This window comes from uncultured Halopseudomonas sp., from assembly GCF_963977355.1.
Taxonomy (GTDB): Bacteria; Pseudomonadota; Gammaproteobacteria; order Pseudomonadales; family Pseudomonadaceae; genus Halopseudomonas.
Genome location: NZ_CAXBOV010000001.1, coordinates 186410 through 210808, shown reverse-complemented (window position 1 = coordinate 210808; position 24399 = coordinate 186410). Strand labels below are relative to the sequence as shown.

24 protein-coding genes are annotated in these 24399 nt (G+C 57.5%); 10 read left to right on the top strand and 14 right to left on the bottom strand.

The genetic code is table 11. The features are described from left to right. Positions 1 to 322 precede the first annotated feature (322 nt). From AAC076_RS01010 to AAC076_RS01000, 3 genes are all read right to left on the bottom strand, one after another. Entirely contained in the window at positions 323 to 1867 is a 1545-nt protein-coding gene (locus AAC076_RS01010) for a phosphoenolpyruvate carboxykinase (protein ID WP_339842479.1), read from the bottom strand. A gap of 213 nt (positions 1868 to 2080) precedes the next feature. Further along, positions 2081 to 2962: an Hsp33 family molecular chaperone HslO gene (hslO, locus tag AAC076_RS01005; protein WP_339842478.1), complete on the bottom strand. Its 882-nt coding sequence runs from the start codon at positions 2960 to 2962 to the stop codon at positions 2081 to 2083. 33 nt (positions 2963 to 2995) lie between these two features. Beyond that, positions 2996 to 3403, bottom strand: a complete 408-nt coding sequence (locus tag AAC076_RS01000; protein ID WP_339842477.1) for a S4 domain-containing protein — start codon at positions 3401 to 3403, stop codon at positions 2996 to 2998. Between the two features lie 96 nt (positions 3404 to 3499). Between AAC076_RS01000 and AAC076_RS00995 the strand changes: the two genes are divergently transcribed. Then, complete coding sequence (locus AAC076_RS00995; protein WP_339842476.1) at positions 3500 to 3970, top strand: ATP-dependent zinc protease; 471 nt, start codon at positions 3500 to 3502, stop codon at positions 3968 to 3970. 10 nt (positions 3971 to 3980) lie between these two features. Further along, positions 3981 to 4886, top strand: coding sequence for a 30S ribosomal protein S6--L-glutamate ligase (gene rimK, locus AAC076_RS00990; RefSeq protein ID WP_339842474.1), 906 nt, complete (start codon positions 3981 to 3983; stop codon positions 4884 to 4886). A 3-nt stretch (positions 4887 to 4889) separates the two neighbouring features. Here the strand turns inward: rimK and yrfG are convergent, their stop codons facing one another. Beyond that, positions 4890 to 5555: a GMP/IMP nucleotidase gene (yrfG, locus tag AAC076_RS00985; protein ID WP_339842473.1), complete on the bottom strand. Its 666-nt coding sequence runs from the start codon at positions 5553 to 5555 to the stop codon at positions 4890 to 4892. A gap of 72 nt (positions 5556 to 5627) precedes the next feature. Between yrfG and nudE the strand changes: the two genes are divergently transcribed. The 3 genes from nudE to msrA all read left to right on the top strand — a co-directional run bounded on the left by nudE (position 5628) and on the right by msrA (position 7761). Further along, on the top strand, positions 5628 to 6194 hold the full coding sequence (nudE, locus tag AAC076_RS00980; protein WP_339842472.1) for an ADP compounds hydrolase NudE: 567 nt from the start codon (positions 5628 to 5630) through the stop codon (positions 6192 to 6194). Continuing rightward, positions 6191 to 7015, top strand: a complete 825-nt coding sequence (cysQ, locus tag AAC076_RS00975) for a 3'(2'),5'-bisphosphate nucleotidase CysQ (protein WP_339842471.1) — start codon at positions 6191 to 6193, stop codon at positions 7013 to 7015. The genes nudE and cysQ overlap by 4 nt, the downstream gene beginning before the upstream one ends. Before the next feature lie 98 nt (positions 7016 to 7113). Beyond that, on the top strand, positions 7114 to 7761 hold the full coding sequence (gene msrA / locus AAC076_RS00970; protein WP_339842470.1) for a peptide-methionine (S)-S-oxide reductase MsrA: 648 nt from the start codon (positions 7114 to 7116) through the stop codon (positions 7759 to 7761). Here the strand turns inward: msrA and AAC076_RS00965 are convergent, their stop codons facing one another. Continuing rightward, complete coding sequence (locus AAC076_RS00965; RefSeq protein WP_339842492.1) at positions 7762 to 9177, bottom strand: HDOD domain-containing protein; 1416 nt, start codon at positions 9175 to 9177, stop codon at positions 7762 to 7764. 230 nt (positions 9178 to 9407) lie between these two features. On the opposite strand from AAC076_RS00965, the gene AAC076_RS00960 reads away from it, so the two are divergent. Further along, positions 9408 to 10265: a DMT family transporter gene (locus tag AAC076_RS00960; protein WP_339842491.1), complete on the top strand. Its 858-nt coding sequence runs from the start codon at positions 9408 to 9410 to the stop codon at positions 10263 to 10265. 41 nt (positions 10266 to 10306) lie between these two features. On the opposite strand, the gene AAC076_RS00955 is transcribed toward AAC076_RS00960, so the two are convergent. The 7 genes from AAC076_RS00955 to AAC076_RS00925 form a co-directional block, all read right to left on the bottom strand. Beyond that, the gene (locus AAC076_RS00955; protein ID WP_339842469.1) at positions 10307 to 11500 is read right to left on the bottom strand and encodes an AI-2E family transporter; all 1194 of its coding nucleotides are present in this window, start codon (positions 11498 to 11500) and stop codon (positions 10307 to 10309) included. Beyond that, complete coding sequence (locus AAC076_RS00950; RefSeq protein ID WP_339842468.1) at positions 11497 to 11811, bottom strand: hypothetical protein; 315 nt, start codon at positions 11809 to 11811, stop codon at positions 11497 to 11499. Before AAC076_RS00950 ends, AAC076_RS00955 begins: the two co-directional genes overlap by 4 nt. Further along, positions 11789 to 12232 carry a hypothetical protein gene (locus tag AAC076_RS00945; RefSeq protein ID WP_339842466.1) on the bottom strand — a complete coding sequence of 148 codons (444 nt, stop codon included), beginning with the start codon at positions 12230 to 12232 and terminating at the stop codon, positions 11789 to 11791. The genes AAC076_RS00950 and AAC076_RS00945 overlap by 23 nt, the downstream gene beginning before the upstream one ends. Beyond that, positions 12229 to 12540 (bottom strand): DUF883 C-terminal domain-containing protein, encoded by a 312-nt coding sequence (locus AAC076_RS00940; RefSeq protein ID WP_339842465.1) that lies wholly within the window; start codon positions 12538 to 12540, stop codon positions 12229 to 12231. Before AAC076_RS00940 ends, AAC076_RS00945 begins: the two co-directional genes overlap by 4 nt. 237 nt (positions 12541 to 12777) lie before the next feature. Continuing rightward, a complete protein-coding gene (gene rlmJ, locus AAC076_RS00935; RefSeq protein ID WP_339842463.1) occupies positions 12778 to 13620 on the bottom strand; it encodes a 23S rRNA (adenine(2030)-N(6))-methyltransferase RlmJ in 843 nt (280 codons plus the stop codon). A 65-nt stretch (positions 13621 to 13685) separates the two neighbouring features. Further along, a complete protein-coding gene (locus AAC076_RS00930) occupies positions 13686 to 15476 on the bottom strand; it encodes a GspE/PulE family protein (protein WP_339842490.1) in 1791 nt (596 codons plus the stop codon). 40 nt (positions 15477 to 15516) lie between these two features. After that, a complete protein-coding gene (locus tag AAC076_RS00925) occupies positions 15517 to 16932 on the bottom strand; it encodes a CYTH domain-containing protein (protein ID WP_339842462.1) in 1416 nt (471 codons plus the stop codon). 227 nt (positions 16933 to 17159) lie between these two features. Between AAC076_RS00925 and AAC076_RS00920 the strand changes: the two genes are divergently transcribed. The 3 genes from AAC076_RS00920 to argE all read left to right on the top strand — a co-directional run bounded on the left by AAC076_RS00920 (position 17160) and on the right by argE (position 20347). After that, positions 17160 to 17837, top strand: coding sequence for a TIGR00153 family protein (locus AAC076_RS00920; protein WP_339842461.1), 678 nt, complete (start codon positions 17160 to 17162; stop codon positions 17835 to 17837). 40 nt (positions 17838 to 17877) lie between these two features. After that, positions 17878 to 19137 carry an inorganic phosphate transporter gene (locus AAC076_RS00915; RefSeq protein ID WP_339842460.1) on the top strand — a complete coding sequence of 420 codons (1260 nt, stop codon included), beginning with the start codon at positions 17878 to 17880 and terminating at the stop codon, positions 19135 to 19137. A gap of 61 nt (positions 19138 to 19198) precedes the next feature. Next, entirely contained in the window at positions 19199 to 20347 is a 1149-nt protein-coding gene (gene argE / locus AAC076_RS00910) for an acetylornithine deacetylase (protein WP_339842459.1), read from the top strand. Positions 20348 to 20360: 13 nt separating this feature from the next. Here argE and amn read toward each other — a convergent pair whose 3' ends face one another. Then, positions 20361 to 21830 (bottom strand): AMP nucleosidase, encoded by a 1470-nt coding sequence (gene amn, locus AAC076_RS00905; RefSeq protein ID WP_339842458.1) that lies wholly within the window; start codon positions 21828 to 21830, stop codon positions 20361 to 20363. Between the two features lie 148 nt (positions 21831 to 21978). On the opposite strand from amn, the gene argA reads away from it, so the two are divergent. Continuing rightward, a complete protein-coding gene (argA, locus tag AAC076_RS00900; protein ID WP_339842457.1) occupies positions 21979 to 23274 on the top strand; it encodes an amino-acid N-acetyltransferase in 1296 nt (431 codons plus the stop codon). A gap of 133 nt (positions 23275 to 23407) precedes the next feature. Here argA and AAC076_RS00895 read toward each other — a convergent pair whose 3' ends face one another. Then, positions 23408 to 24217: a class II glutamine amidotransferase gene (locus AAC076_RS00895; protein ID WP_339842456.1), complete on the bottom strand. Its 810-nt coding sequence runs from the start codon at positions 24215 to 24217 to the stop codon at positions 23408 to 23410. Positions 24218 to 24399 lie beyond the last annotated feature (182 nt).

Genomic DNA, 24399 nt, shown 5'->3' with positions numbered 1-24399 from the left:
ACCCAATGATTAACAGTCATTTGCTCTACCAACTGAGCTATCGCGGAATTACCTAAAACGTCCTGACTTGAGCAGTAACTGTCGTTACATATCCCCTGCCAAGGCGCGCCATTTTACCGGGCGCAGTCAGACTGTCAACCCTAAAAATGCGCTTGTAGACACTATCTTGAAAAAGCACCTGTGATTCCCGCAATTAACTCGCGCAGTACTCGCACGACAACACCCGAAATCGCACCCAAGCGCCTCAGACACCAACTGGCGGCCACAAAAAAGCCCGCCAATGGCGGGCTTGATCTTGCCGGACAACTCAGCGCCTGAAGGCTTAGAGCTGCGGGCCTGCCTGAACAATCTCGGGCGCAACCTCAAATTTCTTGAAGTTATCGACAAACAGCTTGGCCAGTGTCTGCGCTGCAGCGTCGTACTCTGCCGGATCTGCCCAGGTATTGCGCGGGTTCAGCAAATTGCTATCAACACCGGGTACTGAAGTCGGCACATCAAGATTGATCACCGGTAAATGCTCGGTCTCGGTACCGATCAGCGCACCGGACTGCACAGCGGCGATGATCGCTCGGGTAGTCGGAATACTGAAGCGCTTGCCCGTACCGTAGCTGCCACCGGTCCAGCCGGTATTGACCAGGTATACCTTGCTGCCAAAGGCGTTGATGCGCTTGATCAACAACTTGGCATATTCGCCCGCCGGGCGTGGGAAGAACGGCGCGCCGAAACAGGTAGAAAAGGTCGATTTGATGCCATCACCAGAGCCCATCTCGGTTGAACCGACAAGCGCGGTATAACCGGAAAGGAAGTGATAGGCCGCCTGCTCATTGTTGAGGATCGACACTGGAGGCAGAACGCCGGTCAGGTCGCAGGTCAGGAAGATAATCGCATTAGGCTCACCAGCCCGGTTGGCTTCCACACGCTTTTCAACGTGCTCAAGCGGATAGGCAACACGGGTATTCTGGGTCAGGCTAACATCAGCATAGTCTGCTGTACGGCTCTGGGGATCAATAACGACGTTCTCGATAATGGACCCGAACTTGATCGCCTTCCAGATCACCGGCTCGTTCTTTTCCGACAGATCGATGCACTTGGCGTAGCAACCACCCTCGATGTTGAAAACGCTGCCGGTCGCCCAGCCGTGCTCGTCATCACCGATCAGGTTACGTGCCGGATCAGCTGAAAGTGTGGTCTTGCCCGTACCGGACAAACCGAAGAACAGGGTAGTGTCACCCTCGTCACCAACGTTGGCAGCGCAGTGCATCGGCAGAACGTCCTTGGCTGGCAGCAGGAAGTTCTGTACCGAGAACATTGCCTTCTTCATTTCACCGGCGTACTGCATGCCCGCCAACAGCACCTTGCGCTCGGCAAAATTGATAATCACACAGCCATTGCTGTTGGTGCCATCGCGCTCGGGCTCACAAACAAAATGCGGTGCATTGATGATTTGCCAGCGATCCTTGGCAGCAGGATTGAATTGGTCAGGATTGATAAAAAGCGTACGACCGAAGAGGTTGTGCCAGGCTGTTTCGGTGGCCATCACCACGGGCAGATAATGCTCCGGATCAGCGCCTACATGCACGTGGGATACGAAGCTGGTGCGCTCGGCCAGGTAGCCCGCAACGCGCTCCCATAGTGCGTCAAACTTGTCCGCCGGGAACGGGCGGTTAATCGGCCCCCATGCTATGGAGTCACGCGTCGATGATTCCTCGACTATGAAACGGTCCATGGGTGAACGGCCGGTGCGCTCACCGGTCTTGACCACGAGTGCGCCGTTGTCAGCCAACTGACCTTCGTTACGCTGAATAGCCAGCTCAACGAGGTGGGGAATACTCAGGTCGGTATAAACCGTATGGTTACTGTGCGTCATCAAACCTCATCCTCGTTCGGCGTGGGCCGAAATCTCCATGGGACCGACAGATCGGCCTCAGCTCATCGTGTGTACGCCAGGTCAGCGCGCGGGCGCGCCATTATGCCAAAAAAATACCAGCCGCGCTAAACCTGATCAGTACTACTTGTTGATCATGACCATAGACAATCGCTATGTGTCTGAATTGTGATGCATATCTTGCGCCAACGAAGATCAATGCAACCGTTTGGCATGCTCCTGCGCGGAGTGAAACAACGCCTCCAGGCGAGACCGATCGAACAGATAACGGGTGTTACAGAACTGGCAGTCGATCTCGATTTCACCGTTTTGCTCGTCCAGCAGGGCCATCGCGTCATCGCGACCCAGGCTGACCAGTGCATTGCCCGAGCGCTCCATCGAACAACTGCACTCGAATCGCACTCCCCGGTGATCAAACAAACGCACGTCCTCCTCGTGAAATAGCCTGCGCAGGATCGTTGCGTTGTCCAGAGACAGGAGTTCCTCAGCGGTGAGAGTGTCGGCAAGAATATTCAAATGCTCCCAGGTCGCCGCGCGCTGCTCCAGGTCAGGCTGCCTGTCGGCAGGCAGCGCCTGCAGCAACAACCCCCTGGCCGAGCGTCCGTCAGCCTGCAGACGAAAGCGGGTGGGCAATTGCTCGGAGTTCTCAAAGTAACCGTTGAGGCACTCGGCCAGGTTAGCGCCATCCAGCGAAACGATCCCCTGGTACCGCTGTCCTTCCTGCGGATCTACCGTGATGGCAAGGATTCCGCCAGGCATCAGATCGGCCAGACTGCCGTCAGTCACATTTTCATTGTAACGGGCAATACCCCGCACTGCCTGATCGCTGGCGCATTCGACCATTAACGTGGAAACAGGACCCGTCGAAGTCGCCTGTAGTATCAGCAGACCATCAAACTTGATCGTGGTCGACAGCAGAACTGCAGCAGCAAGCATCTGCCCCAACAACTCACGAACCGGTTCTGGATAGTCATGCTTGGCCAGCACTTCTCGATAGCTGGTTTCGAGCGCTACCAGTTCACCGCGTACGTCGGCGTTTTCAAACAGAAAACGCTGGGTGGTATCTTGATAAGCCATGTTCGGCCTCCGACAAATCGCAATTATACCCCTTCAGCCTTCCTCCGGTGAATTGCGTGCATTGCGAAACTGGTGGATCTGCCGACGCTGCTTCTTGGTTGGCCGGTGCTCACTGATCAGGAGCCCAGGACCCATGGCCTTGCGCTTGGCCGCGGCCTCCTCGCGTTGACGAATGCTGTCGGCAGTTTCTTCATAGAGCAACTGCGCCTCAGCCGCCCCACGGCGTTGGCCGCTAAGATCGAGAATGACCACCGTTCGCTGCTCCATGCCCTGACGAATCTGCAGCTGATCACCAACTTTAGGCTCCTTGCTCGGCTTGCAACGGTCCCCTTGGCACTGCACCTTCCCGCCTTCTATGGCTGCCTTGGCAAGTCCTCTGGTCTTGAAAAACCGAGCGGCCCAGAGCCATTTATCCAACCGCACCTTGCTATCATCGCCCATAGGGTCTGTACTCCTCTTTCAGGCCGAGTGTATCAGGCTTGTCGCCGCCCTTGACTTGCCCCATGATGCGCGCCAAATGCACAGGGAGCTGCCTGCGTGAAAACTTTTGACCACCTCAATGTTATCGGGTTGCGCGAGTGGATTGGACTGCCTGAACTGGGCATCGATCAAATCATGGCAAAAATCGATACCGGGGCGAGAACCTCCGCGTTACACGCCAGCGATATCGAGACGTTCGAACGCGCAGGTGAAACCTGGGTGCGCTTCAATGCTCATATTGGTAGCCAGAAGAAGCAACGGCTACAGCGTTGCGAGGCGTTACTGGTGGAGTACAAGACCGTTCGCAGCTCCAACGGTCACATGCAGGAACGCCATGTCATACGCACCCCGTTGGTACTTGGCGATCGTTGTTGGTCAGTCTTTTTTACCCTGACCTGTCGCAAGTCCATGCGTTATCGGGTACTGATGGGCTGTACTGCGATGCTGGAAGGAGAGCTGGTGATCGATCCCGGTCACCGCTTTGTCCAGGAAAAACCCCAAACCTCACTGTTTGCCGTAAAACCCTGAAGGAATCATCATGAAGATTGCGGTGCTGTCGCGTAACGCCAACCTCTACTCCACCCGCCGGCTCGTTGAAGCAGCCCGCGAACGCGGCCATGAGGTACGTGTGATCGATACCCTTCGAGCCTATATGAACATCGCCAGCCACAAGCCCACCATTCACTACAAAGGTGCGGTACTTGAAGGCTTCGATGCAATTATTCCGCGCATCGGCGCATCGGTTACCTTCTACGGCGCAGCAGTGTTGCGCCAGTTCGAGATGATGGGGGTCTTTCCCCTGAACGAGTCGGTTGCTATTACGCGCTCCAGGGACAAACTGCGGTCATTGCAGTTGCTGGCACGCAAGGGCGTCGGTTTGCCGGTGACCGGTTTCGCCCACTCCCCCGACGACATTCCGGACCTGATCAGCATGGTCGGCGGGGCGCCACTGGTAATCAAGCTGCTCGAGGGCACACAGGGCATCGGTGTAGTGATGTGCGAAACCGAGCAGGCTGCTGAATCGGTACTCGAGGCGTTCATGGGTCTGAAAGCCAACATCATGGTGCAGGAATATATAAAGGAAGCGGGTGGAGCTGACATACGCTGCCTGGTCGTTGGCGAAAAGGTGATTGCGGCGATGAAGCGCCAGGCCAAACCCGGCGAGTTCCGTTCCAACCTGCACCGCGGGGGCAGCGCCAGCCTGATCAAGATCACCCCCGAGGAACGGATGACCGCAGTGCGTGCAGCCAAGGTAATGGGCTTGAACGTGGCCGGCGTGGATATTCTGCGCTCCAATCACGGCCCGGTGGTGATGGAGGTCAACTCCTCTCCCGGCCTGGAAGGCATCGAGTCCACCACTGGTCGAAACATCGCCGGGCTGATCATTGAGTACATCGAAAAGAACGCCAAACCCAATCAGACACGAACCAAGGGCGAAGGCTGATCCTTAATCGCGCTGACAGGCTGCCGCCAGGTCGCGGTAGTCCTCCACAGCGTCAAACTCCTCGGTATCACGAAGCGCACCGCGACTGTCCGGTTGCCTGACCGCCAGCAGGTGGCCTATTCCGTAATCGCGAGCAGCGCGCAGGATTCCCAGGCTGTCGTCGATAAACAGCGTACGCTCGGGATCGAAAGGTACCTCGGCGCGCAAGGCGTCCCAGAAAGCTGGCGCTTCCTTCGGAAAACCAAAATCGTGGGAACTGATCAACCGCTGAAAATAAGTTCGCAGCTCGATGCGTTCAAGCTTCAATGACAGCGAGCCGCGGTGCGCATTGGTGATCAGTATCACGTCACGACCGCTGGCCTGTAGCGCACGGAGAAATACGTCCGCATCAGGTCGCAGGCTGATCAGGTGCGCCACTTCTCGCTTGAGCTCGACAATCGGCATGTCCAGTTCGCGGGTCCAGAAGTCCAGGCAGTACCAGTCCAGTTGCCCCTGCTTCTCCTTCATCAGGGGATAGATCTCGGACTTGGCCCACTCGATCGACTGACCGTGATGTTCAGCGTAGCGCTGGGGGAGATATTCAACCCAGAAATGGTTATCAAAGTGCAGGTCCAGCAGGGTGCCATCCATATCCAGAAGGACGGTATCGATGTTGTTCCAGTAAATCATGGGTGTTTGGGCTTTGGTGACATGAGCCGCTATGATACCCAAGCCACACGCTGTTAACCACGGAGCCCCCCAATGCCAAAACTGCCCGAAACACTCGAGGCACAGATCGTCGCAAAGAGTCGATTGTTTACCGTCGAGCAGGTGCAGTTGCGTTTCAGCAACGGCGTAGAACGTACCTACGAGCGTCTGGTAAACCGCAGCCAGGGTTATGGAGCGGTTATGGTCATAGCCATGCAGGATGAGCGCCACGCTTTATTGATTGAGGAATACTGCGGCGGTATGGGTAACTACCAGATGTCGGTTCCAAAGGGCCTGGTTGAACCAGGTGAGGATGTGCTTGATGCCGCCAATCGTGAATTGATGGAGGAAGCCGGGTTCGGCGCTCGCCGGCTGGAATATCTGACTCACTTATCCCTTTCGCCCAACTACATGAGCCAGCAGATCTCGGTGGTGCTGGCCCGCGATCTGTACGAGAAACGCTTGCCAGGCGACGAGCCCGAACCCATGCGGGTCGACAGTGTGGATCTCTACCGGCTCAGTGAGTTGGCGGCCCGCGAGGACTTTACCGAAGGCCGTGCCCTGGCTGCACTCTATCTGGTGCGCGATCTGCTTGAGCAGAGGGGCGAATTGCACAGATGAGTACATCCTTCAACAACCTTCCTTTCGATACAGTTGCCTTGCTGGAGTTGACTGACCGGGCGGGGAAAGAAACCTTGAAATGGTGGCGCAAGGAGCCCGAGGTTACCGCCAAACCGGATGACTCACCGGTAACTGCCGCGGATCTTGCCGCACACCACATGATCCTCGCCGGCCTGCGCGAACTGACGCCCGACATCCCGGTACTCTCGGAAGAAGATGCGGATGTCCCAATGAACGAGCGAGAAAGATGGCAGCGTTTCTGGCTGGTCGATCCGCTCGACGGAACCAAGGAATTCATTGCCGGTACCGATGAGTTCACCGTCAATATTGCGCTGGTCGAGCAAGGGCAGATCCGCTTCGGCGTGGTGGGTGTCCCGGCCCGCGATAAACTCTACTGGGGCGGCCTGGAACTGGGCGCCTGGCGCCGCGCAGACGGAGAACCCGCCGAAGCCATTCGCTGCCGCCATGCCAGCAATGCCTTGACCGTGGTTGCCAGCCGCAGGCACACCAGCCCCGAACAGGAGGCGCTGCTCAGCCGCTTGAAATCCCTGCAGCAGGTCGAGCTGGTGAATATTGGCAGCTCGCTCAAGTTCTGCCTGCTGGCTGAGGGCAATGCCGATCTCTACCCCCGGTTCGCCCCAACCAGTCAATGGGATACCGCCGCAGCCCAGGCTGTGCTGGAGGGCGCAGGTGGACAAGTGCTGGGGCTGGACGGCCAGCGATTCGGCTATCCGACCCGTGAAACCTGGCTCAACCCTCACTTTGTTGCAGCAGGCAAGTTGCCTTCCGATCTGCTGCAGGCTCTAGGGCTTGGCAACTGACAGGACACACACCGCAACGAAACAGCGTCTGGACAGGCAGTCACTGCCAGGCGCACCATGAATCCAGAATTTCGCGCCCCCCTGCCCCGGAGTCATCCATGTTTTTTCGCCGTATCCCCGAACACAAGATGCGCCTTCCCTCACCTGAGGAGGCTCTGCCCGGCCGTGATGAACCCATCCCGACCAGCCAGACCCATGCCGTGCTGGGCACTTCCATACATTCCCCCTTTCCAGCGGGCATGCAGCAAGTCATTTTTGGTATGGGCTGCTTCTGGGGCGTGGAAAGGCTTTTCTGGAAGATTCCTGGTGTGCATACCACTGCTGTTGGCTACAGCGCTGGGCTGACTCCCAACCCTACTTACGACGAGGTGTGCTCGGGCATGACCGGCCACAACGAGGTGGTTCTGGTTGTTTTTGATCCAGACGCAGTGAGTTTCGAGGAACTGCTCAGAGCTTTCTGGGAGAACCATGACCCCACACAGGGTATGCGTCAGGGCAACGACACCGGCACTCAATACCGTTCCGGCATTTATGTGAACAATCCGGGACAGCAGGCTGCGGCGGAAGTCAGCAAGGCCAGTTACGCCGACCTGCTGATGCAGGCCGGCAAGGATTCTGTTACTACAGAAATCATTCCCGCCCCCACCTTCTACTATGCCGAACCCTACCATCAGCAATACCTGCACAAGAACCCGGGCGGCTACTGCAATCTTGCCGGTACGGGCATCTGCATGCCCGGCAGTTGATCAGCCGCGCCGACTCAAGGACTCCAGACAGTTCCCGGTGAGTTCCGTGAGACGCTGAAACGCCGCGAACTGAGCTTTGCTCAAGGGTCTACCCGACAGGCGCATATCGCCGTAAAGCACGCCAATTCGTCGGGTACCGGCCATTACCGGAGCAATGAAGAACGGACCCGCGCCCAGCCAGCTGGCAATATCGGGCGTTATCAGGTCCTGCAGCACGCTGCTGCTTGGCGGACCCATCCAGATCACTTCATTGTTTTGCAGCGCGTAGCTGAAAATATGTGGTTTTGAAGCCACACAGGGTAAATCGAAGTTTTGAGACCAGCTTTGCGTCCCCTTACCGGCTACACGGCGCGCCCGAAATCGTGTCTGATTGTCTGCCAGCACAGCAAGCATGACTCGCTCAAGCCCAGCCCCCAGGTGTAATCCATTCATGACACCGGTCAGAGTATTCTCGACATTGATCGGACTTTTGACCATCAAGACCATATTTTGTACGGACAGCTTGAGCATCTCGACGTTCGGCTGCAGCAGCGGCTCCTGCACCGCTGTGCGGGCAGACTGCGCGGGCACAGCGTCCATGTGCAAAAGCTCGGAGAGATCCAGCGGCAAGTCATCGGTACGGGGAATCCAGGCCCCGAGGTCGGCGTTGGAGCAGGTACCCGCGACCCGTACCGCCTCGTTGGCACTAGCCAGAATCTGTTGCATGGCCTCCTCCCGCGTAGTGCCAGTCAACTCTGCGACCGGGTCCAGCAGGGCCTGCATTGCCTCCCCGGCCCAGCCCGCACGGGCAGCTTCGGCAATGGAAGAGCCCAGGGTAACGGCGCGTGCGGCAGGTCCTGAGGAGTCATGGCTGGCTTTGACCAGCTGACCGATCTCACCCATGTTCCATGTCTTGAGCAAACCGAAGGTCAGCTGATCAAAACTGGCGCCCAGAATTCGTTTTACCGTCTTGTCCCGATCAACCCCGGGCACTGCCAATGCGTCTGCGAGGACATCGGCCTGCTTTGCGCCATAACTCCAGAACGCCATCTCGCCAAGATGGCGCAAGAGCGTCGCAATGAAAATCTCTTCCTTTTCCGGCAGTGCCCGGTAATCCGCAAGATTGCGCGCCTGCATCGCGCCATGGAAAGACCGCGCCAATAGTGATTGCAGCTGCTCACGCGGCGAATCCTTGAGCAGGCCATCAAGCAGGCTGACCGACAGACCGATCATGCGTACCTGATCAAAACCAATCACCACGACAGCCCGCGAAATGGTCCTGATTACTTCACGTCCCGGGTTGCAATACACACTATTGCTGATCCGCAGAACCTTGGAAGTAAGTGAAGCATCGCGCAGAAGAACTTCTGCCAGTTGCTTGACTGAAGCGGTTCGGGACTGGGAAAGCCGCAGCAGGTCATGAACGACCACCGCCATCGCAGGCAGTTCGGCATTATTCAGGCGGGCCGTCCATTGCGCCAGACCATGTATTTCATCGCTCAAGTCGAGGCCCTTATTCTTGTCTGAATATTACAAAGTGATATCAATGTAACATCCGCGACTGGCTGTCGTGAACTGTAAGAGCACAGCTGTAGCTTGGCCAGCTCAACGGGCCTGTTAGACTGCGCGCCCTGCCACTCTTACCGCACCAGGATGACACCATGCAGATGACACCGCGCCGGGCGATTGCCAGCATGCATATTGCCGCGCTCATGTTTGGGCTTACTGGCATCTTCGGCAAGCTCACCCAGGCTGGGCCCATTGCAATCGTTCTGGGAAGAGCATTCTTTGCCGTGCTCGCGCTGCTGATTTTTGCTCGAATTTTCAGCTCCCCGATCTTGCGCGGTATCAACAGAACGCGCTTCGTGCAATTGGCGGTTTGCGGCATTCTCCTGGGCGTGCACTGGCTGACTTTTTTTCACGCGGTAAAGATTGCCGGCGTCGGTATAGCCACACTGGGTTTTGCCAGCTTTCCGGCCTTCGTAGTCCTTTTGGAATGGCTATTGTGGAAAGAGTCGGCAAGTCGCATGGACCTGCTCAAGGTAATGTTGATCTGTATCGGACTGGTATTGGTCACGCCCGACTTCAGCCTCGGAAATCAGGCAACAGCCGGTCTGCTTTGGGCCCTGCTGTCAGGCTTCTGCTTTGCCGGCGCCTCCGTAGGCAATCGCTACACCGCAGGCGACCTGCACCCTGTCCAGGTCGCCTGCTGGCAGAATCTGGTCATACTGGCGTGTCTGCTGCCATTCACTCCCATGGCGCTTGGCCAAATGGCAGCCTTGGACTGGCTATGGATTGCATTGCTCGGACTGCTCTGCACCGGACTGGCACACGGTCTGTTTGTGGCCAGCTTGCAGGTGCTCAAAGCCAGGGTGGCTTCGTTATTTTTTGCACTGGAACCGGTCTATGGCATCTTGTTTGCCTGGTTCCTGTTTGCCGAGCAACCCACCCTTTTCATGCTGTTCGGTGGGGTTCTGATCGTATCGGCACTGGCTTTGGTGCAACGGCCACCAAAACCAGCCTGAGGCTCACTCCTGAGCAGGTCGCGCGGAGGCAGTGAAAACATTCAAGCCCGGGTTTCTATCAGCCTTACCCAGCGATCGGCGGTCGGCAGCTTGCCGGCTGCGAGCTTGATGCACACAAGCAAGGGGACTGCGATCAATACCCCAACCGCTCCCCACAACCAGCCCCAGATAAACAACCAGATGATCAGAATCAGAGGGTTCAATCGCATGTTCTTACCCAGCACCAGCGGCGTGACGAACTGCGCTTCGAGCAGATTGATGGAGAAGTAAATCAATACCGGTAGAGCTGCCAGGGCTACCGGGCCGTATTGGGCAAGCCCCGCAAGACACAACATCGCCATGCCGAAGATAGGCCCTACATATGGCGCAAAATTCAGCAACCCGACCAGCACTCCCCAGAGCAGGGCGTCTTCCACCCCAAATAACCACAAAGCCAACCCCGTCGTCATACCCAGCCCGGCGTTGATGACACTGACCGTTCCGATATAACGCGAAAGCTCCAGCTGAATCGTACCCACTAGGTTGACCCTGTCCTCGCGCGCATCTGGCGGAACGAATATATGGATATAGGCATTGAATAAACGCGGACCGAAAATCAGCAGGAACAGAATCAGAATGACGCAGGTAAGAAGCTGGGCTATCACCACAGGTGTAGCTGCAAGAATGGCGACCATCAGCTCCATTCCGCCCTGTTTTACGCGCTTGCTGACCGTTTCAGCGGCATCACTGGACGACTGGATGACAGGCTGTGGTGCGGGCTGCTTCTTCTTTCCTTCAAAGAGCCCGAAGAAACTGAAACCCTCGGATTCAGCTTCCTGATTGGCAGTCTGGACCGGAACTGACTGAGATGATTCAGTCAGATTATCGAGCTGTGCGGTCATTCGCTCGGATAACTCGGGCAATTGTCTGGCCCACTTTTGTGCGGGCTCGGCAAGCTCGATGGCCAGAATCGTAAAGGGCCCACCGATGGCGCAAATCATCAGAATGGCCGACAGTGTCCTGGGCACATAGAGTCGCTTCAGCACCGCCACCAGCGGGCTGAGCAGTAGCGTAAAGAGCAGGGCTACAACCAGCGGCATCAATAATGACTTGGCAAAATAAAGGGTATATAGAAGTGCAAGGGCCAGAAGCCAGACCGCTACCCGATACATAGGTGACTTGCGTTGGCTTACGACCTCCCGTGAAAAAGACTGCCGCTCGGCGCCGAGCGACTCACCGCTATCGGCGGCGGTCAAACGATATCTCCTCCCGTAGCGACAGCATCAGCCACCTCCGCCTCGCCTCCACCAGTAAGGGTGCTTGCCAGCGACTTCAATCGCCACAGGTGCATACCGGTCATGCTCGCCGATACAAGTCTGGACCTTCCACTGCTACCCAGGAGGCCCAGCGCTATCCCGCCAGCAGCGCCAGCACCGATGAGAATCCAGGGAGAGAGGCTGCGCAGGTAGGCCACGCGCTCGCGACCATTGAGCTTCAAGAGGCTTTGCTCCAGAGACAACTTACCGTCGAGCTGGCGAATATTTTCAATCAGTTGTTTTCGCGGCACTCTCAGCACCCTCCTTGAACGCCTGCAGATGTTCGCGGGTTGCCGCGAAAGCCCAACTCTTACGATAACGTTTGATGCTCCACCCGATGATCACCAGGGGAATAATCTGCACTGCGATAAATACACCTATTGCTGCTGCCACGGATTGGACAGGCAGAAAAACCAGCCAGGCCGCCATAACTGAAAGACCCATCCAGGCAAGGACGATCAGCGGCACTGCGACAAGGGCGAGCAGAACAATCCGTTTGGTGTCGCCCAGTGCAAGGCTAAGCTCCATCCTCGCAAGCTTAGCCAGATCACCCCCGGCCGAGACTGCATGCTTGAACCAATCTAGCCAGGCTTGAATTTCATCCTGCCCAGGCTCGGGGCCTTTCCCAGGATCGCCACTCTGCAGATTGGTTGCGCCTGGGATCTCGCTCATTTCCTGCTGTACAGCTGCGAGATGAGGAATCCAGCTGCGAATGCGATGCCAAGGCTGGCAAGCGGCTTTTCCTGAACATAGTTGTTAGCTTGGTTGCCAAGCTCGCCGGCTTTTGCCTTGCCCTTCATAAACTGATCAGACGCTTCGTTCTTGAGATCCAGACCCGCTGCTTCTGCTGCGTGCTTGAAGTGTTCCTTGGCTTCTACAAGATTGCTGTACGCTGCCATAACTGCCTCCTTACCTGCGTCTTTTTCGCTATTGACCGTTGTGTTCCCGGTTACCGGTGTACTCTTTTTTGCTTCAGCCATGGTCGAGCTCCTTAAAGTTGAGATCCTGAAACGTAATCGTCCGGCCTTGTGAGCCGGACACAATTTTTGACACTGCCAATGGCGATACGTTCCACGGCAGATTACGCTCCTTGGTGCGCAGCGGCCCGATACGGAAGGTCGGGTGGCGCCACAACTAAGGGACAAGACTAGCCGACTGAGCGGTTATTGCCAGTTTCGGGCCTCCCCGGCCACCCATACAAAACGAATTTTAAGCCGTCACGGCTCACCTGCCAGCCAGTCCAGGCGCCAGCCGCCACTGCCCGATTGCGCCAATTGGCTGGCGAGCCAGGGTAAGGCCTCTTCCAGCTCTTCCCAGAGCGGCCATGGCGGGTTGATCAACATGAGACCAGAGCCATTGAGACCCAGGGAAGTATCGGCCGGCCGCACCGTCAGCTCTACTCTCAATACTTTGGGTAAGCCGGCGCCTGCAATCTGCCGATAGAATTCACGTAACAAGCGCTCATCCTTGATTGGATACCAGAATGCGATAACCGTCTGGCGCATCCGCTGGACCCCAACCTGAATGGACGCGAGACAACGATCAAAATCATCACCCCGCTCGAAAGGGGGATCCAGCAGCCAGAGCGCGCGTTTTTCGGCAACTGGCAAAAATGCCTTGGCCAGCTCGTACCCATCGCGCTGGTGAACCGCAACACGGTGATCGCCAACAAAATGCTCACGCAGGGTTGCGGCATCTACTGGATGCAGCTCGCTTAGAATCATTCGATCCTGCTCGCGCAGTCCGCCCGCAATCAATTGCGGAGACCCAGGGTAGTAACGCAGCTGCGCGTCCGGGTTTTGTGCCACGACACTGTTTACATAGCCCTGCAGCAAGAGCGGCAGATCCTTTCGATCCCAAAGCCGCGCTATGCCGTCGAGATACTCACCGGTCTTGCCGGATGCATCGCCCTGCAGATCGTAAAGCGCGGTGCCCGCATGGCTATCGAGATAACAATAGGGCGCTTCCTTGCGCTGCATAAGCTGAGACATGCGCAGGAGCACTGCATGCTTGAAGACATCGGCATGGTTTCCGGCATGGTAACTGTGGCGGTAATTCATCTAGCGGATTCCATAAAAATCAGAGCGCGGAATTCTACGCGCTCTGCGGCAGTGCGGCGAGGAGCTCAGGCCTGCTGGCTGCTGGGCGTCACTCGCAGCACTTCTTCAATAGTGGTTTCTCCGGCCGCAACCTTCTGCGCACCCGACAACCGGAGGCTGTGCATACCTTCCTTGTACGCCTGTCTGCGCAAGGCGTTCAGGTCGATATCCGATTGCACCAGAGGCTTGAGCGGATCGCTCAGAGTCATCAACTCGTATACCCCTGCGCGCCCGCGGTAGCCGGTCTCTCGACACTCCACGCAGCCCACCGGTCGGTGGGCGCGGGTAGGCAGCGGCGCATTCCACGGGCGGGTCAACTCAACCCAGGCGTCAGCATCCACCTCGGCTGGCGCCTTGCAGTGGGGGCACAGGGTACGCACCAGACGCTGCGCCATGACGCCCAGGACCGTTGCCTTGATCAGATAGGCTGGCACGCCCAGCTCGATCAAACGACTGATCGAGCTGGGCGCATCGTTGGTGTGCAGGGTCGAGAGCACCAAGTGGCCGGTAAGCGCCGCCTGAATGGCCATTTCCGCCGTCTCAAGGTCGCGGATCTCCCCCACCATGATGATATCCGGATCCTGACGCATCAGGGCGCGCACCCCACCCGCAAAGTCCAGATCTATGTTGTGCTGCACCTGCATCTGATTGAAGCTGTCCTCGACCATTTCGATCGGGTCTTCAATGGTGCATACGTTCACTTCAGGGGTGGCCAGTTGCTTGAGAGTCGTATAAAGCGTGGTCGTCTTGCCCGACCCGGTGGGCCCGGTAACCAGCACGATGCCGTTGGGCTGCCCAACCATTGCCTGCCAGCGCCGTTGATCCTCCGAAGAAAACCCCAACTGATCGAAACTGCGAAGCAGAACATCAGGATCAAAGATGCGCATCACCATCTTCTCCCCGAAGGCTGTGGGCAAGGTCGACAGGCGCAGTTCTATCTCATTTCCCTGGGGCGACTTGGTCTTTATCCGGCCATCCTGTGGCTTGCGCTTCTCAGCCACATTCATGCGCCCCAGGGTTTTCAAGCGGCTGACTACCGCAACCGAAACCTGCAGCGGGAACTGATATACGGTGTGCAATACGCCGTCGATCCGCAGTCGCACACTGCCCGCTTCTCGCCGGGGCTCGATATGAATATCACTGGCGCGCTGCTCGAAAGCGTACTGGAACAACCAGTCGACGATATTGACCACGTGGGCATCATTGGCGTCAGGCTCCTGGCTCATACTGCCCAGGCTGAGCAACTGTTCGAAGTTGCCGATGGCACTGCTTTTCTGATCCGTTGCGTTGGCGCCGGTAACCGAGCGTGCCAACCGGAAGAACTCCACTGAATAGCGCTGAATATCTGCCGGGCTGGCCACCACCCGACGAATTTCACGTTTGAGCACATGCACCAGATTGGTTTCCCAACTGCTGACAAAGGGTTGGGCGCTGGCGATCAGCACTTCTCGCTCGTTAACCTCCAGCGCGAGTATGCGATGGCGCTGGGCGAAGGCGAAGGACATCAGCGGGGTAACCGCTGCCACATTGATTTTCAGGGGATCAATACGATAAAAGGGCTGCTCTGCCTCATCGGCTAGCCAACGCGATAGTGTTTCCAGATCCAGTATCTTGCCTGGGCGCGACAGATCCGCAGGTGCCTGCCCGGCAATAAACTCCAGAGGGTGAAGTTTGGCGGTTTCTCCGGTGGCCGCGCGGCGCAACATGCTCAGCTGCTCCGCGGTTTCCATATTCAGACGACCCTGTGCAACCAGCACATTCAGAATGTCGCCCAGATCCAGCGGACGATCACTGCCGGGTATCGCCAGTTGCTTCAATGTCTCCACGCATCCTCCATTTCGCCAGATTGCATTGTGCTCAGGTATTCAGCTCGCGCCAGGCGTTGAGCTTGCGCAATCGCTGACCCTGCTTGCGCAGTGCATCCAGCAACAAGGGTTTCTGCTCATCGTCGATAGACGGATACTGCTCAAGCAGCGCCTGCAACTTGTTCAGCTCGCCAAACAGACGGTCGGGCTCAGGAACCGGCAGAAACTGGCGGAACTGGGACAAAAGATAGTACAAGCGGCCCAACCGCGGCTGCTGATCCATCCACTGACTCACTGCGGCATCCGGATCGTTATGGTGCGGCACCTTCAGCTCTTGGATTTCCTTGGCTACGGCCGCGAGCAGCCAGCGAGGCAAGGCCAGCACCCCGATACGGTCACCCTTGGGGGGCCGATTATGCTGCCACGCTGATTGCTCCAGCCACAATGCCAAACCGATGAACAGCTGCCCCCAGGTGAGCATATCCGCAGCCTCGGCAAATACCGCCGGAGCTTGGTCACGGGCAGTACGCCCATTTTCATCATCGGCCCAACCAGCCAGGACCAGTGGACGAAAACGATCAAGCAGGGCATCGAGCGGCCGGGTAAACTGCTGGGCACTCGATTTGGGTAGTGCCAGATCAAAGACCCCGAAAGAGGCACGCAACGCCGCCAAATGTGTGGTCATATCGCGAAACAACCGCCATTGCTGGGAAAAACGATATTGCTCAGCCAGGCGCTGGCTTTGCCCCAGCAACTGACGAGTCGAGCCGGCTATGACCTCATCGACGGTCGACTCAGCGGTCCACTCTGGAGGCTGCAGACGCAGGTCATAGCTGGATTGATCGAACAATCGGTAACCCCGTTCGGCCTTGCTGATGTCGCACGGCATCAAGGGCAGATCTGCAGCAAGCTCCAGAGCCAGCTCAAGAACCGCTACGGCCGGGCCCTGGCGAACTTCAAGCTCCAGCTCGCAGATGATTTCTTCGCGTTCATGCGCCACTACCTTGCCCGTATCCAGAGCTGCTTCCACCTCTACGGTTTCCAGCCCCTGCGCCGACTCACGCTCCCAACGCAATAACACCTTGGTGCGCTGAAAATCGGTGGTGAAGATTGGCTGCAGAAGACTCTTGTCCAGCTCGGCAAGCGCCTGTGGCCAGCAGCTGTCATCCAGCAGGCCCACATCAAGCTCCGGTTTATCTGGGTACCAGTCCCATTCATTGCGCTCGGACAGGCCGGACACGCTCTGTCCCCGGCTCTTGAGTGTCTGGATGAAACGATCTCCATCGCGACGCATGCGCAGGGCAACTTTCGCCCCGGCGAGATCCCGCTCAGGGCTGTCAAAATATTGATTAAGCAGCGGCCCTGATTGCCACTCGCCCTGGCGCCGCGCTTCAAGCAGCGGGTGTGTGCGCAACGCTTCGAGGGTTTCAGGCGTTGTGCGCAACTTGATTTCGGTTTCTTTGGCCATCGGGTGTCTCATGATCTCGATTGTGTTCAACAAGCACACTGGACAGAACGCGGCCCAGTATCGGAAATTTTGTGGCGCTGACGCCGGTCGCAACGCCCTTGGCTGATAACAGGCGTAGTGCGCGGGTCCGGCCATATATGTCTATTTAATGACGATATCGTGACGCTTTGGTGACGACGAACTGCTCAGCAACTATAATCTCGCGGCAAATACATCCCGGAGGCCTCATGCCCAGCAATCCTTTCCTCAGCCTGTTTGGCCGCTCACCCATTGGTCCGATGCAGCAGCATATGGCCAAGGCCCACGAATGTGCAGCTCAGTTGGTGCCGTTCATGGAAGCCGTGGTAGCTAATGACTGGACCGAAGCCGAACGCCTGCAACAGCACATTTCCCAGCTAGAACGCGACGCGGATAAATTGAAGAAGGATGTTCGAGTACACCTGCCCAAGAGCCTTTTTCTGCCTGTGCCACGGTCTGATCTGCTGGAATTGCTCAGTGTACAGGACAAAGTAGCCAATCGTGCCAAGGATATAGCCGGCCTGATGCTAGGCCGCCAGATGGATATCCCGACCCCCATTCGTCCGGCATTCCAGGCTTTCACGCAACGCTCGGTGGATGCCGTCGCCCAGGCTCTCAAGGCCATGAATGAGCTGGACGAGCTGCTTGAAACCGGATTCGCCGGCCGGGAAGTCACCCTGGTGGAAAATCTGATCGAAGAACTTGATCGCATTGAGCACGACACCGACACGTTACAGATCAAGCTGCGCGCAGACCTGTTCAAGCTGGAGCGCGACTTACCACCCGTGAACGTGATGTTCCTGTACCAGATCATCGAGTGGATCGGTGATGTTGCGGACCGGGCCCAGCGCGTAGGCAACCGCCTGGAACAACTGATGGCCCGCTAGCGGTCAGTCTCGACATGCACCCAAACAGAGTACTTCCAACATGACCCTGATTGCAGAATACGGCACCATCCTGCTGATATTGGCCTGTCTTTTTGGTTTCTTCATGGCTTGGGGCATCGGCGCCAACGATGTCGCCAACGCCATGGGCACCTCGGTGGGATCCCGCGCGCTGACCATCAAGCAAGCGATCATGATCGCTATCGTCTTCGAGTTTCTTGGCGCCTATCTGGCTGGCGGCTCGGTTACCCAGACGATCCGCAGCGGCATTCTCGACTCTGAGCTGATCAGTGGCGAGCAAATGATTTTCGGCATGATGGCATCGCTGCTGGCAGCCGGCACCTGGCTGCTGATTGCCTCGATCAAGGGCTGGCCAGTCTCTACCACCCACTCGATTATCGGTGCGGTTATCGGCTTTGGTGCCGTCGGCGTCTCGATGGAGGCGGTGAACTGGGGCGGTGTGGTGCCCATCGTAGCCAGCTGGGTCATTTCGCCACTGCTCTCTGGGATCGTTGCGTTCATGATCTTCATGAGCGTGCACAAACTGATCCTCAACACCGATGACCCGTTTATCAACGCCAAACGTTACGTGCCGCTGTATATGTTTGCGGTGGGTTTCGTGGTCACGCTGATGACCCTGACCAAAGGTCTGAAGCACGTTGGCCTGGACATCAGCAACTTACAGGGCTTCATTCTGGCGGTAGTCATAGGTGTACTGGTGATGCTGCTGGGCATGATGTTGCTGACCCGCATCAAGGCCGATCCAGCCGCTGACAAGGACTTCCACTACGCCAGCGTAGAAAAGGTTTTTGCAGTACTGATGATCTTCACCGCCTGTGCCATGGCCTTCGCCCACGGCTCCAATGATGTGGCGAACGCTGTGGGGCCATTGGCCGCAATCGTCGGCGTACTGCAACACGGCGGCGAAGTCGCCGCACGCTCCGTCGTTCCGGGCTGGGTATTGTTATTGGGTGGCGTCGGCATTGTTATTGGTCTTGCTACCTACGGTTACCGCGTTATCGCCACCATCGGTCGACATATTACCGAGCTGACGCCAAGCCGCGGTTTTGCCGCCGAGCTGGCAACCGCCACTACCGTGGTCTCGGCTTCAGCCATCGGCTTGCCGATTTCCACCACCCACACCCTCGTCGGGGCCGTGCTGGGGGTCGGGATGGCCCGCGGCATCGGAGCTCTGAACCTGCGTGTGATTGGCACCATCTTCAGTTCCTGGGTAATCACGCTGCCCGCCGGCGCGGCACTCTCAATTGTGTTTTTCTTTATCCTCAGCGGTATTTTCGGCTGACGCTGAAACCCTGGCGGGCTAAGCTGGCTGAAATTGTCAGCTCAGACCGCCAGGAGTTTCTATGGCTATCCCCTCTCTAAGGGCACAGTTCGACGCCCTGCTCCAGACCCAATCGATCAGTTGCAGTCAGCCTGAACTCGATCAGTCCAACCTCGACGTGGTTCACCTGCTCGCTGCATGGCTAGAGGACCTGGGGTTCAATTGTCGGATTCAGCCAGTACCCGACGAGCCTGGCAAGGCCAATCTGATCGCCACCCTGGGGTCGGGCCCTGGCGGACTGGTGCTGGCAGGCCATACCGATACCGTACCCTGTGACCCGGAACTGTGGCAGCACGATCCGTTCAAGCTGACTGAGGCCAATGGTCGCTGGTACGGATTGGGCAGTTGCGACATGAAAAGCTTCTTTGCGCTGGTCATAGAGGCACTCAAGGAATACACCGACCGCCAGTTCAAGCATCCCTTGATCATTCTCGCTACCGCTGACGAGGAAAGCTCGATGAGCGGCGCCCAGGCGCTGGCAGCAAGCGACCTGTCCAACGCCCGACATGCGGTCATCGGAGAGCCAACAGGACTCAAGCCAGTCAGGGTGCACAAGGGCATCATGATGGAACGCATAGACATCATGGGACAGTCCGGGCACTCCTCCGATCCTTCGCTGGGCAACAATGCGATGGAAGTCATGCACCGGGTAATCGGCGATCTACTGACCATGCGCCAGCAGTGGCAAAAGCGTTGGAATGACCCGCTGTTCGGCGTGCCTGTACCGACGATGAACCTGGGCTGCATCCATGGTGGCGACAACCCCAACCGCATCTGTGGCAAATGCGCACTGGAGTTTGATATTCGCCCCCTGCCCGGCATGGACCCGGATGGGTTACGAGCAGAAATACGCGAGCAGTTGAAGATCATAGCCGCCGAACAGCAGGTGGATATCACCTACAACCCGCTCTTTCCCGGCGTGCCGCCATTCGAGACAGCCGCCGACGCGGAAATAGTAAAGGCCTGTGAACAGCTCACCGGATATACCGCCGAAAGCGTGGCCTTTGCCACTGAGGGCCCCTACCTGAATCGCCTGGGCATGCAGACGCTGATACTGGGGCCGGGCGACATCGACCAGGCCCACCAGCCGGATGAATATCTGGAGATGGACCGAATCGACCCGACCGTCAAGGTTCTGCGCGGCCTGATCGAACGGTTCTGCCTGACCTGAGCCGCGCCAGAATCTAGCGGAACGGCGGCTCGTCGAAACTGCGCAGCTTGCGCGAGTGCAACGCATTCAACTGGCTGCGCAGCAGATCCACTGCTGCTATACCGATATGCAGATGCTGGGTTACCGCACGCTCGTAAAAGGCGCCCGCGGCTCCAGGCAACTTGAGCTCGCTGTGCAGCGGCTTGTCCGAGACGCAGAGCAGCGTTCCGTAGGGCACCCGCAAACGATATCCCTGGGCGGCAATAGTGCCGCTTTCCATATCGACTGCAATGGCGCGCGCCTGATTGATCAGCGGACGCTCCTGGGCCCAACGCAGCTCCCAGTTGCGATCGTCATAGGTCAACACTGTCCCGGTCCGCAGCCGCCTTTTAAGATCATCGCCCCGGTCGCCGGTAATCTGCGCTGCAGCTTCCTGCAGCGCCAGCTGCACTTCCGCCAGCGCCGGCAAGGGTATGTTCGGCGGTAGTACGCGATCCAGAATCCCGTCGCGACGCATGTAGGCGTGGGCCAGCACGTAATCACCAATGGTCTGCGACTGGCGCAGCCCGCCGCAGTGCCCGATCATCAGCCAGCAGTGCGGCCGCAGTACTGCCAGGTGATCTGTGATGTTTTTCGCATTGGAGGGCCCCACCCCGATATTGACCAGGGTAATTCCGTCGCCCTCTTCAGTCTGCAGGTGATAAGCCGGCATTTGGTAGCGGTGCCACACAACGCCCGATACCAGCGCTTGAGCCTGCTCCTCGGACATACCTCGTTCGACCACCACATTGCCGGGCAGGACCATGCGCTGGTAGCGCGAATCCTGCGCCAGCATATCCAGACCGTGACGGATGAACTGATCCACGTAGCGATGGTAGTTGGTAAGCAGTATCCATGGCTGCACGTGCCGCCAGTCACTGCCGGTATAGTGCACCAGGCGTCGCAGGGAGAAATCCACGCGAGCCGCATCGAAAAGGGCCAGGGGCAACTGCGAAGCATCCTCCCAGTCATAAAGTCCATCTGCCGTGCTGTCAGTCACCGTCGAAAGATCAGTGCTGGAGAAAAACCGTGCGAGCTCGTTGGGCGTTACACCGGATGCGGCGAGGTCTGCATATTCCAACACATAGGGATAGGGAATCGCCTGGTCGCTGATGCCGACCTCGACCTGCAGCGTGAAATCACGCATCAATGGACCCAGTTGCTCCAGAAGATAGCGGCGAAAGTCCTCGGGATGCGTGACGGTGATGCTGTAGATTCCCGGCTCCTGGACCTTGGCATAAGCTCGCACGGTCGCGGCAGCCTCACCCTGGGACTCATAGGTCACGCGCAATTGGGGATAGCGATACTGCCTTAACTGGTCTTCACTGGGCTTGCTACGGTCACGCAAATAAGCATTCAGCGCTGTCCTCAGCGCGCCAGTAGCCTGCCCGTAGAGCAGAGCCAAGCGGTCAACGGCAGCATCTGGCGTATCTACAATTCTGAAATCCTGATCTTTTGCGCTCACATCACACTCTCTTTTGCTGCATGGTTAACGGCTATCTTGCCTTCAATAAGCGCCGCGGTCATAGCTATCAGCCCGTTTGTGCGCAATCAGCGCTTGAAGCGGATCTATCAATGTCCCTAAACTGCTCTTTTGCTCGGACCGTCCAAACATGCTCGACTACGTCAATTGGTTCCGCCGCTCGACGCCTTACATCAACACCCACCGTGACTGCACCTTCGTCGTGCTGTTACCGGGTGAGGCCCTTGCGCACCCCAATTTCGGCAATATCGTGCACGATATTATCCTGCTCAACAGTCTCGGTGTCAGGCTCGTTCTGGTGCATGGCTCACGTCCACAGATCGAGGAGCGGCAAAACGCCAGGGGCATCTCTTCCAGATACCACAATGACCTACGCATCACTGACAATGACACTCTAACGTGTGTCATGGATGCGGTAGGCAGCCTGCGGATCGCAATAGAGGCTCAGCTCTGTTCAGCACCCTCTGCGTCTGGCCAGGGCTCAAGACTCCGGGTGGTCAGCGGCAATTTTGTCACGGCCAAACCCATTGGCGTGGTCGACGGGGTGGACTTTCACCACACGGGCGAAGTCCGCCGAATCGATCGCAAGGCGATCAGTCGGCATCTTGATGAGAGTGCCATAGTGTTGCTGTCATCGATCGGTTACTCCCCTACCGGCGAAGTATTCAATCTGGCCTGCGAAGATGTTGCCACCAGCACAGCCAGCGCCCTTGAAGCCGACAAACTGATTTTGTTCGGACCCGATCAGGGCATCATCAACACCGAAGGTGAGCTGCTGCGCGAACTCAAGCCAACCCGCGCACAACCCCTTCTGAATGCGCTGGGTAACAGCCTACCCGGCTCGCTGCTTGCTGCCGCCTGCAAGGCATGTAACAAAGGCGTCAGACGGGCCCACATTGTCAGCTTCAGTGATGACGGCGCGCTGCTGACCGAGCTCTTCACGCGCGATGGCGGTGGCACCCTGGTTACCCAGGAAGCTTTCGAGGTAGTTCGCACCGCAACAATTGAAGATGTCGGCGGCCTGCTCGAGCTACTGCGTCCTTTGGAAGAGGCCGGCATTCTGGTACGCCGCTCGCGGGAGATTCTGGAAACCGAGATCGGCCAGTTCACCCTGGTCGAGCGCGACGGCATGATCATCGGCTGCGCCGCGCTGTATCCACTGGAAGACTCCAGCGCAGCGGAGCTCGCCTGTGTGGCGATCGATCCCAACTACCGCCACGGCGGCCGGGGTGACCAGTTGCTTGAGCACCTTGAGTCCCAGGCCCGGGCATTGAAAATCGATACCCTGTTTGTGCTTACAACGCGCACAGCCCACTGGTTCCGCGAGCGCGGCTTCGTGCCCAGCTCGGTTGAACGTCTGCCGGCAAAACGGGCTTCGCTGTACAACTTCCAGCGCAATTCGAAGGTGTTCGAAAAGGCGCTTTAAATCAGCTTTTATTGATGTGTTCGAAGACAACTCGATAACTGTAGTGAGCGCGTCAATCTAATCTCTATTTGCAGAAGCCAGATAGCTAAGCAGGGTCCAGTCGATGGCATAAAACGTCCAGACACTTTGCTTGCTACGACCTGGGAAGACCACCTGATTGAACAGGCAAGGGCACACTGCCCTGCGATACGATCTCCCCGCCCTGCCACAGGCGCCACTCGCCTGGAACATAGGTGTGCCAGGATTCATTGCTGGTAAGCGGCTCGGTGGCGATGACCGTCACCAAGTCATTCGGCGTGGTGTGTTCCTGGAAATCCACCGCCAGTTCAACGTCGCTCAGTTGCGCAGGACCAAAGGGTGCTCGCCGAGTGATCCAGGCCAGCTTGGTGGTGCACAGGGTGAACAGCCACTCGCCATTGCTGATCAACAGATTGCAGACCCCCTGCCCGACATACTCGGCGCAGGCCGCGGTCATGCAGGCCATGAGTTCTTCCAGCGGAGGCTGCTGGTCATACTCCGTGCGCAAACGGTTGAGCAGATCACAGAAAACAGCTTCGCTATCGGTTGTGCCAACTGGCTGAAAAGGACCGTGACCGGGTACGAACGCGTGCATCTGGCCGTTATGCGCAAAGGTCCAATACTGGCCCCAAAGCTCGCGCGTAAAGGGATGGGTATTAGCCAGCGTCACGTGACCGACATTGGCCTGACGAATATGGCATATAACGTTCTCTGACTTGATCGGGTAGCTTTCGATCAACTGGGCAATGGCGGAGCTGTGGCAGGGCTGCGGATCATGAAAGCAGCGCACACCGCCGCCTTCGTAAAAGGCCACACCCCAGCCATCACAATGTGGCCCAGTGCGCCCACCACGCTGCATCAGCCCGGAAAAGCTGAAACAGATATCCGTAGGTGTGTTGGCGCTCATACCCAGCAATTCGCACATGGTCGCTCTCTCTTGATTCAGACAGTCAGCGACAGTATGCGGGCAGTCAGGACGTCTTGACAGGCATTAAGGAGCACTAAAACTCTTGCTTGATAACGCCACCAAGTTTCCGTCCAAACCTGGCGCTGGCTGCACTCATGGCGTCAAATTGGTATGCTTGCGCGATTGCCAAACCAATGAGA

What these genes read in the sequence shown, in the direction of transcription:
- AAC076_RS01010 (WP_339842479.1), bottom strand. Translation starts at nt 1,867, where the DNA reads ATGACGCACAGTAACCATACGGTTTATACCGACCTGAGTATTCCCCAC.
- hslO (WP_339842478.1), bottom strand. Translation starts at nt 2,962, where the DNA reads ATGGCTTATCAAGATACCACCCAGCGTTTTCTGTTTGAAAACGCCGAC.
- AAC076_RS01000 (WP_339842477.1), bottom strand. Translation starts at nt 3,403, where the DNA reads ATGGGCGATGATAGCAAGGTGCGGTTGGATAAATGGCTCTGGGCCGCT.
- rimK (WP_339842474.1), top strand. Translation starts at nt 3,981, where the DNA reads ATGAAGATTGCGGTGCTGTCGCGTAACGCCAACCTCTACTCCACCCGC.
- yrfG (WP_339842473.1), bottom strand. Translation starts at nt 5,555, where the DNA reads ATGATTTACTGGAACAACATCGATACCGTCCTTCTGGATATGGATGGC.
- nudE (WP_339842472.1), top strand. Translation starts at nt 5,628, where the DNA reads ATGCCAAAACTGCCCGAAACACTCGAGGCACAGATCGTCGCAAAGAGT.
- cysQ (WP_339842471.1), top strand. Translation starts at nt 6,191, where the DNA reads ATGAGTACATCCTTCAACAACCTTCCTTTCGATACAGTTGCCTTGCTG.
- msrA (WP_339842470.1), top strand. Translation starts at nt 7,114, where the DNA reads ATGTTTTTTCGCCGTATCCCCGAACACAAGATGCGCCTTCCCTCACCT.
- AAC076_RS00965 (WP_339842492.1), bottom strand. Translation starts at nt 9,177, where the DNA reads ATGGCGGTGGTCGTTCATGACCTGCTGCGGCTTTCCCAGTCCCGAACC.
- AAC076_RS00960 (WP_339842491.1), top strand. Translation starts at nt 9,408, where the DNA reads ATGACACCGCGCCGGGCGATTGCCAGCATGCATATTGCCGCGCTCATG.
- AAC076_RS00945 (WP_339842466.1), bottom strand. Translation starts at nt 12,232, where the DNA reads ATGAGCGAGATCCCAGGCGCAACCAATCTGCAGAGTGGCGATCCTGGG.
- AAC076_RS00940 (WP_339842465.1), bottom strand. Translation starts at nt 12,540, where the DNA reads ATGGCTGAAGCAAAAAAGAGTACACCGGTAACCGGGAACACAACGGTC.
- rlmJ (WP_339842463.1), bottom strand. Translation starts at nt 13,620, where the DNA reads ATGAATTACCGCCACAGTTACCATGCCGGAAACCATGCCGATGTCTTC.
- AAC076_RS00925 (WP_339842462.1), bottom strand. Translation starts at nt 16,932, where the DNA reads ATGGCCAAAGAAACCGAAATCAAGTTGCGCACAACGCCTGAAACCCTC.
- AAC076_RS00920 (WP_339842461.1), top strand. Translation starts at nt 17,160, where the DNA reads ATGCCCAGCAATCCTTTCCTCAGCCTGTTTGGCCGCTCACCCATTGGT.
- AAC076_RS00915 (WP_339842460.1), top strand. Translation starts at nt 17,878, where the DNA reads ATGACCCTGATTGCAGAATACGGCACCATCCTGCTGATATTGGCCTGT.
- argE (WP_339842459.1), top strand. Translation starts at nt 19,199, where the DNA reads ATGGCTATCCCCTCTCTAAGGGCACAGTTCGACGCCCTGCTCCAGACC.
- argA (WP_339842457.1), top strand. Translation starts at nt 21,979, where the DNA reads ATGCTCGACTACGTCAATTGGTTCCGCCGCTCGACGCCTTACATCAAC.
- AAC076_RS00895 (WP_339842456.1), bottom strand. Translation starts at nt 24,217, where the DNA reads ATGTGCGAATTGCTGGGTATGAGCGCCAACACACCTACGGATATCTGT.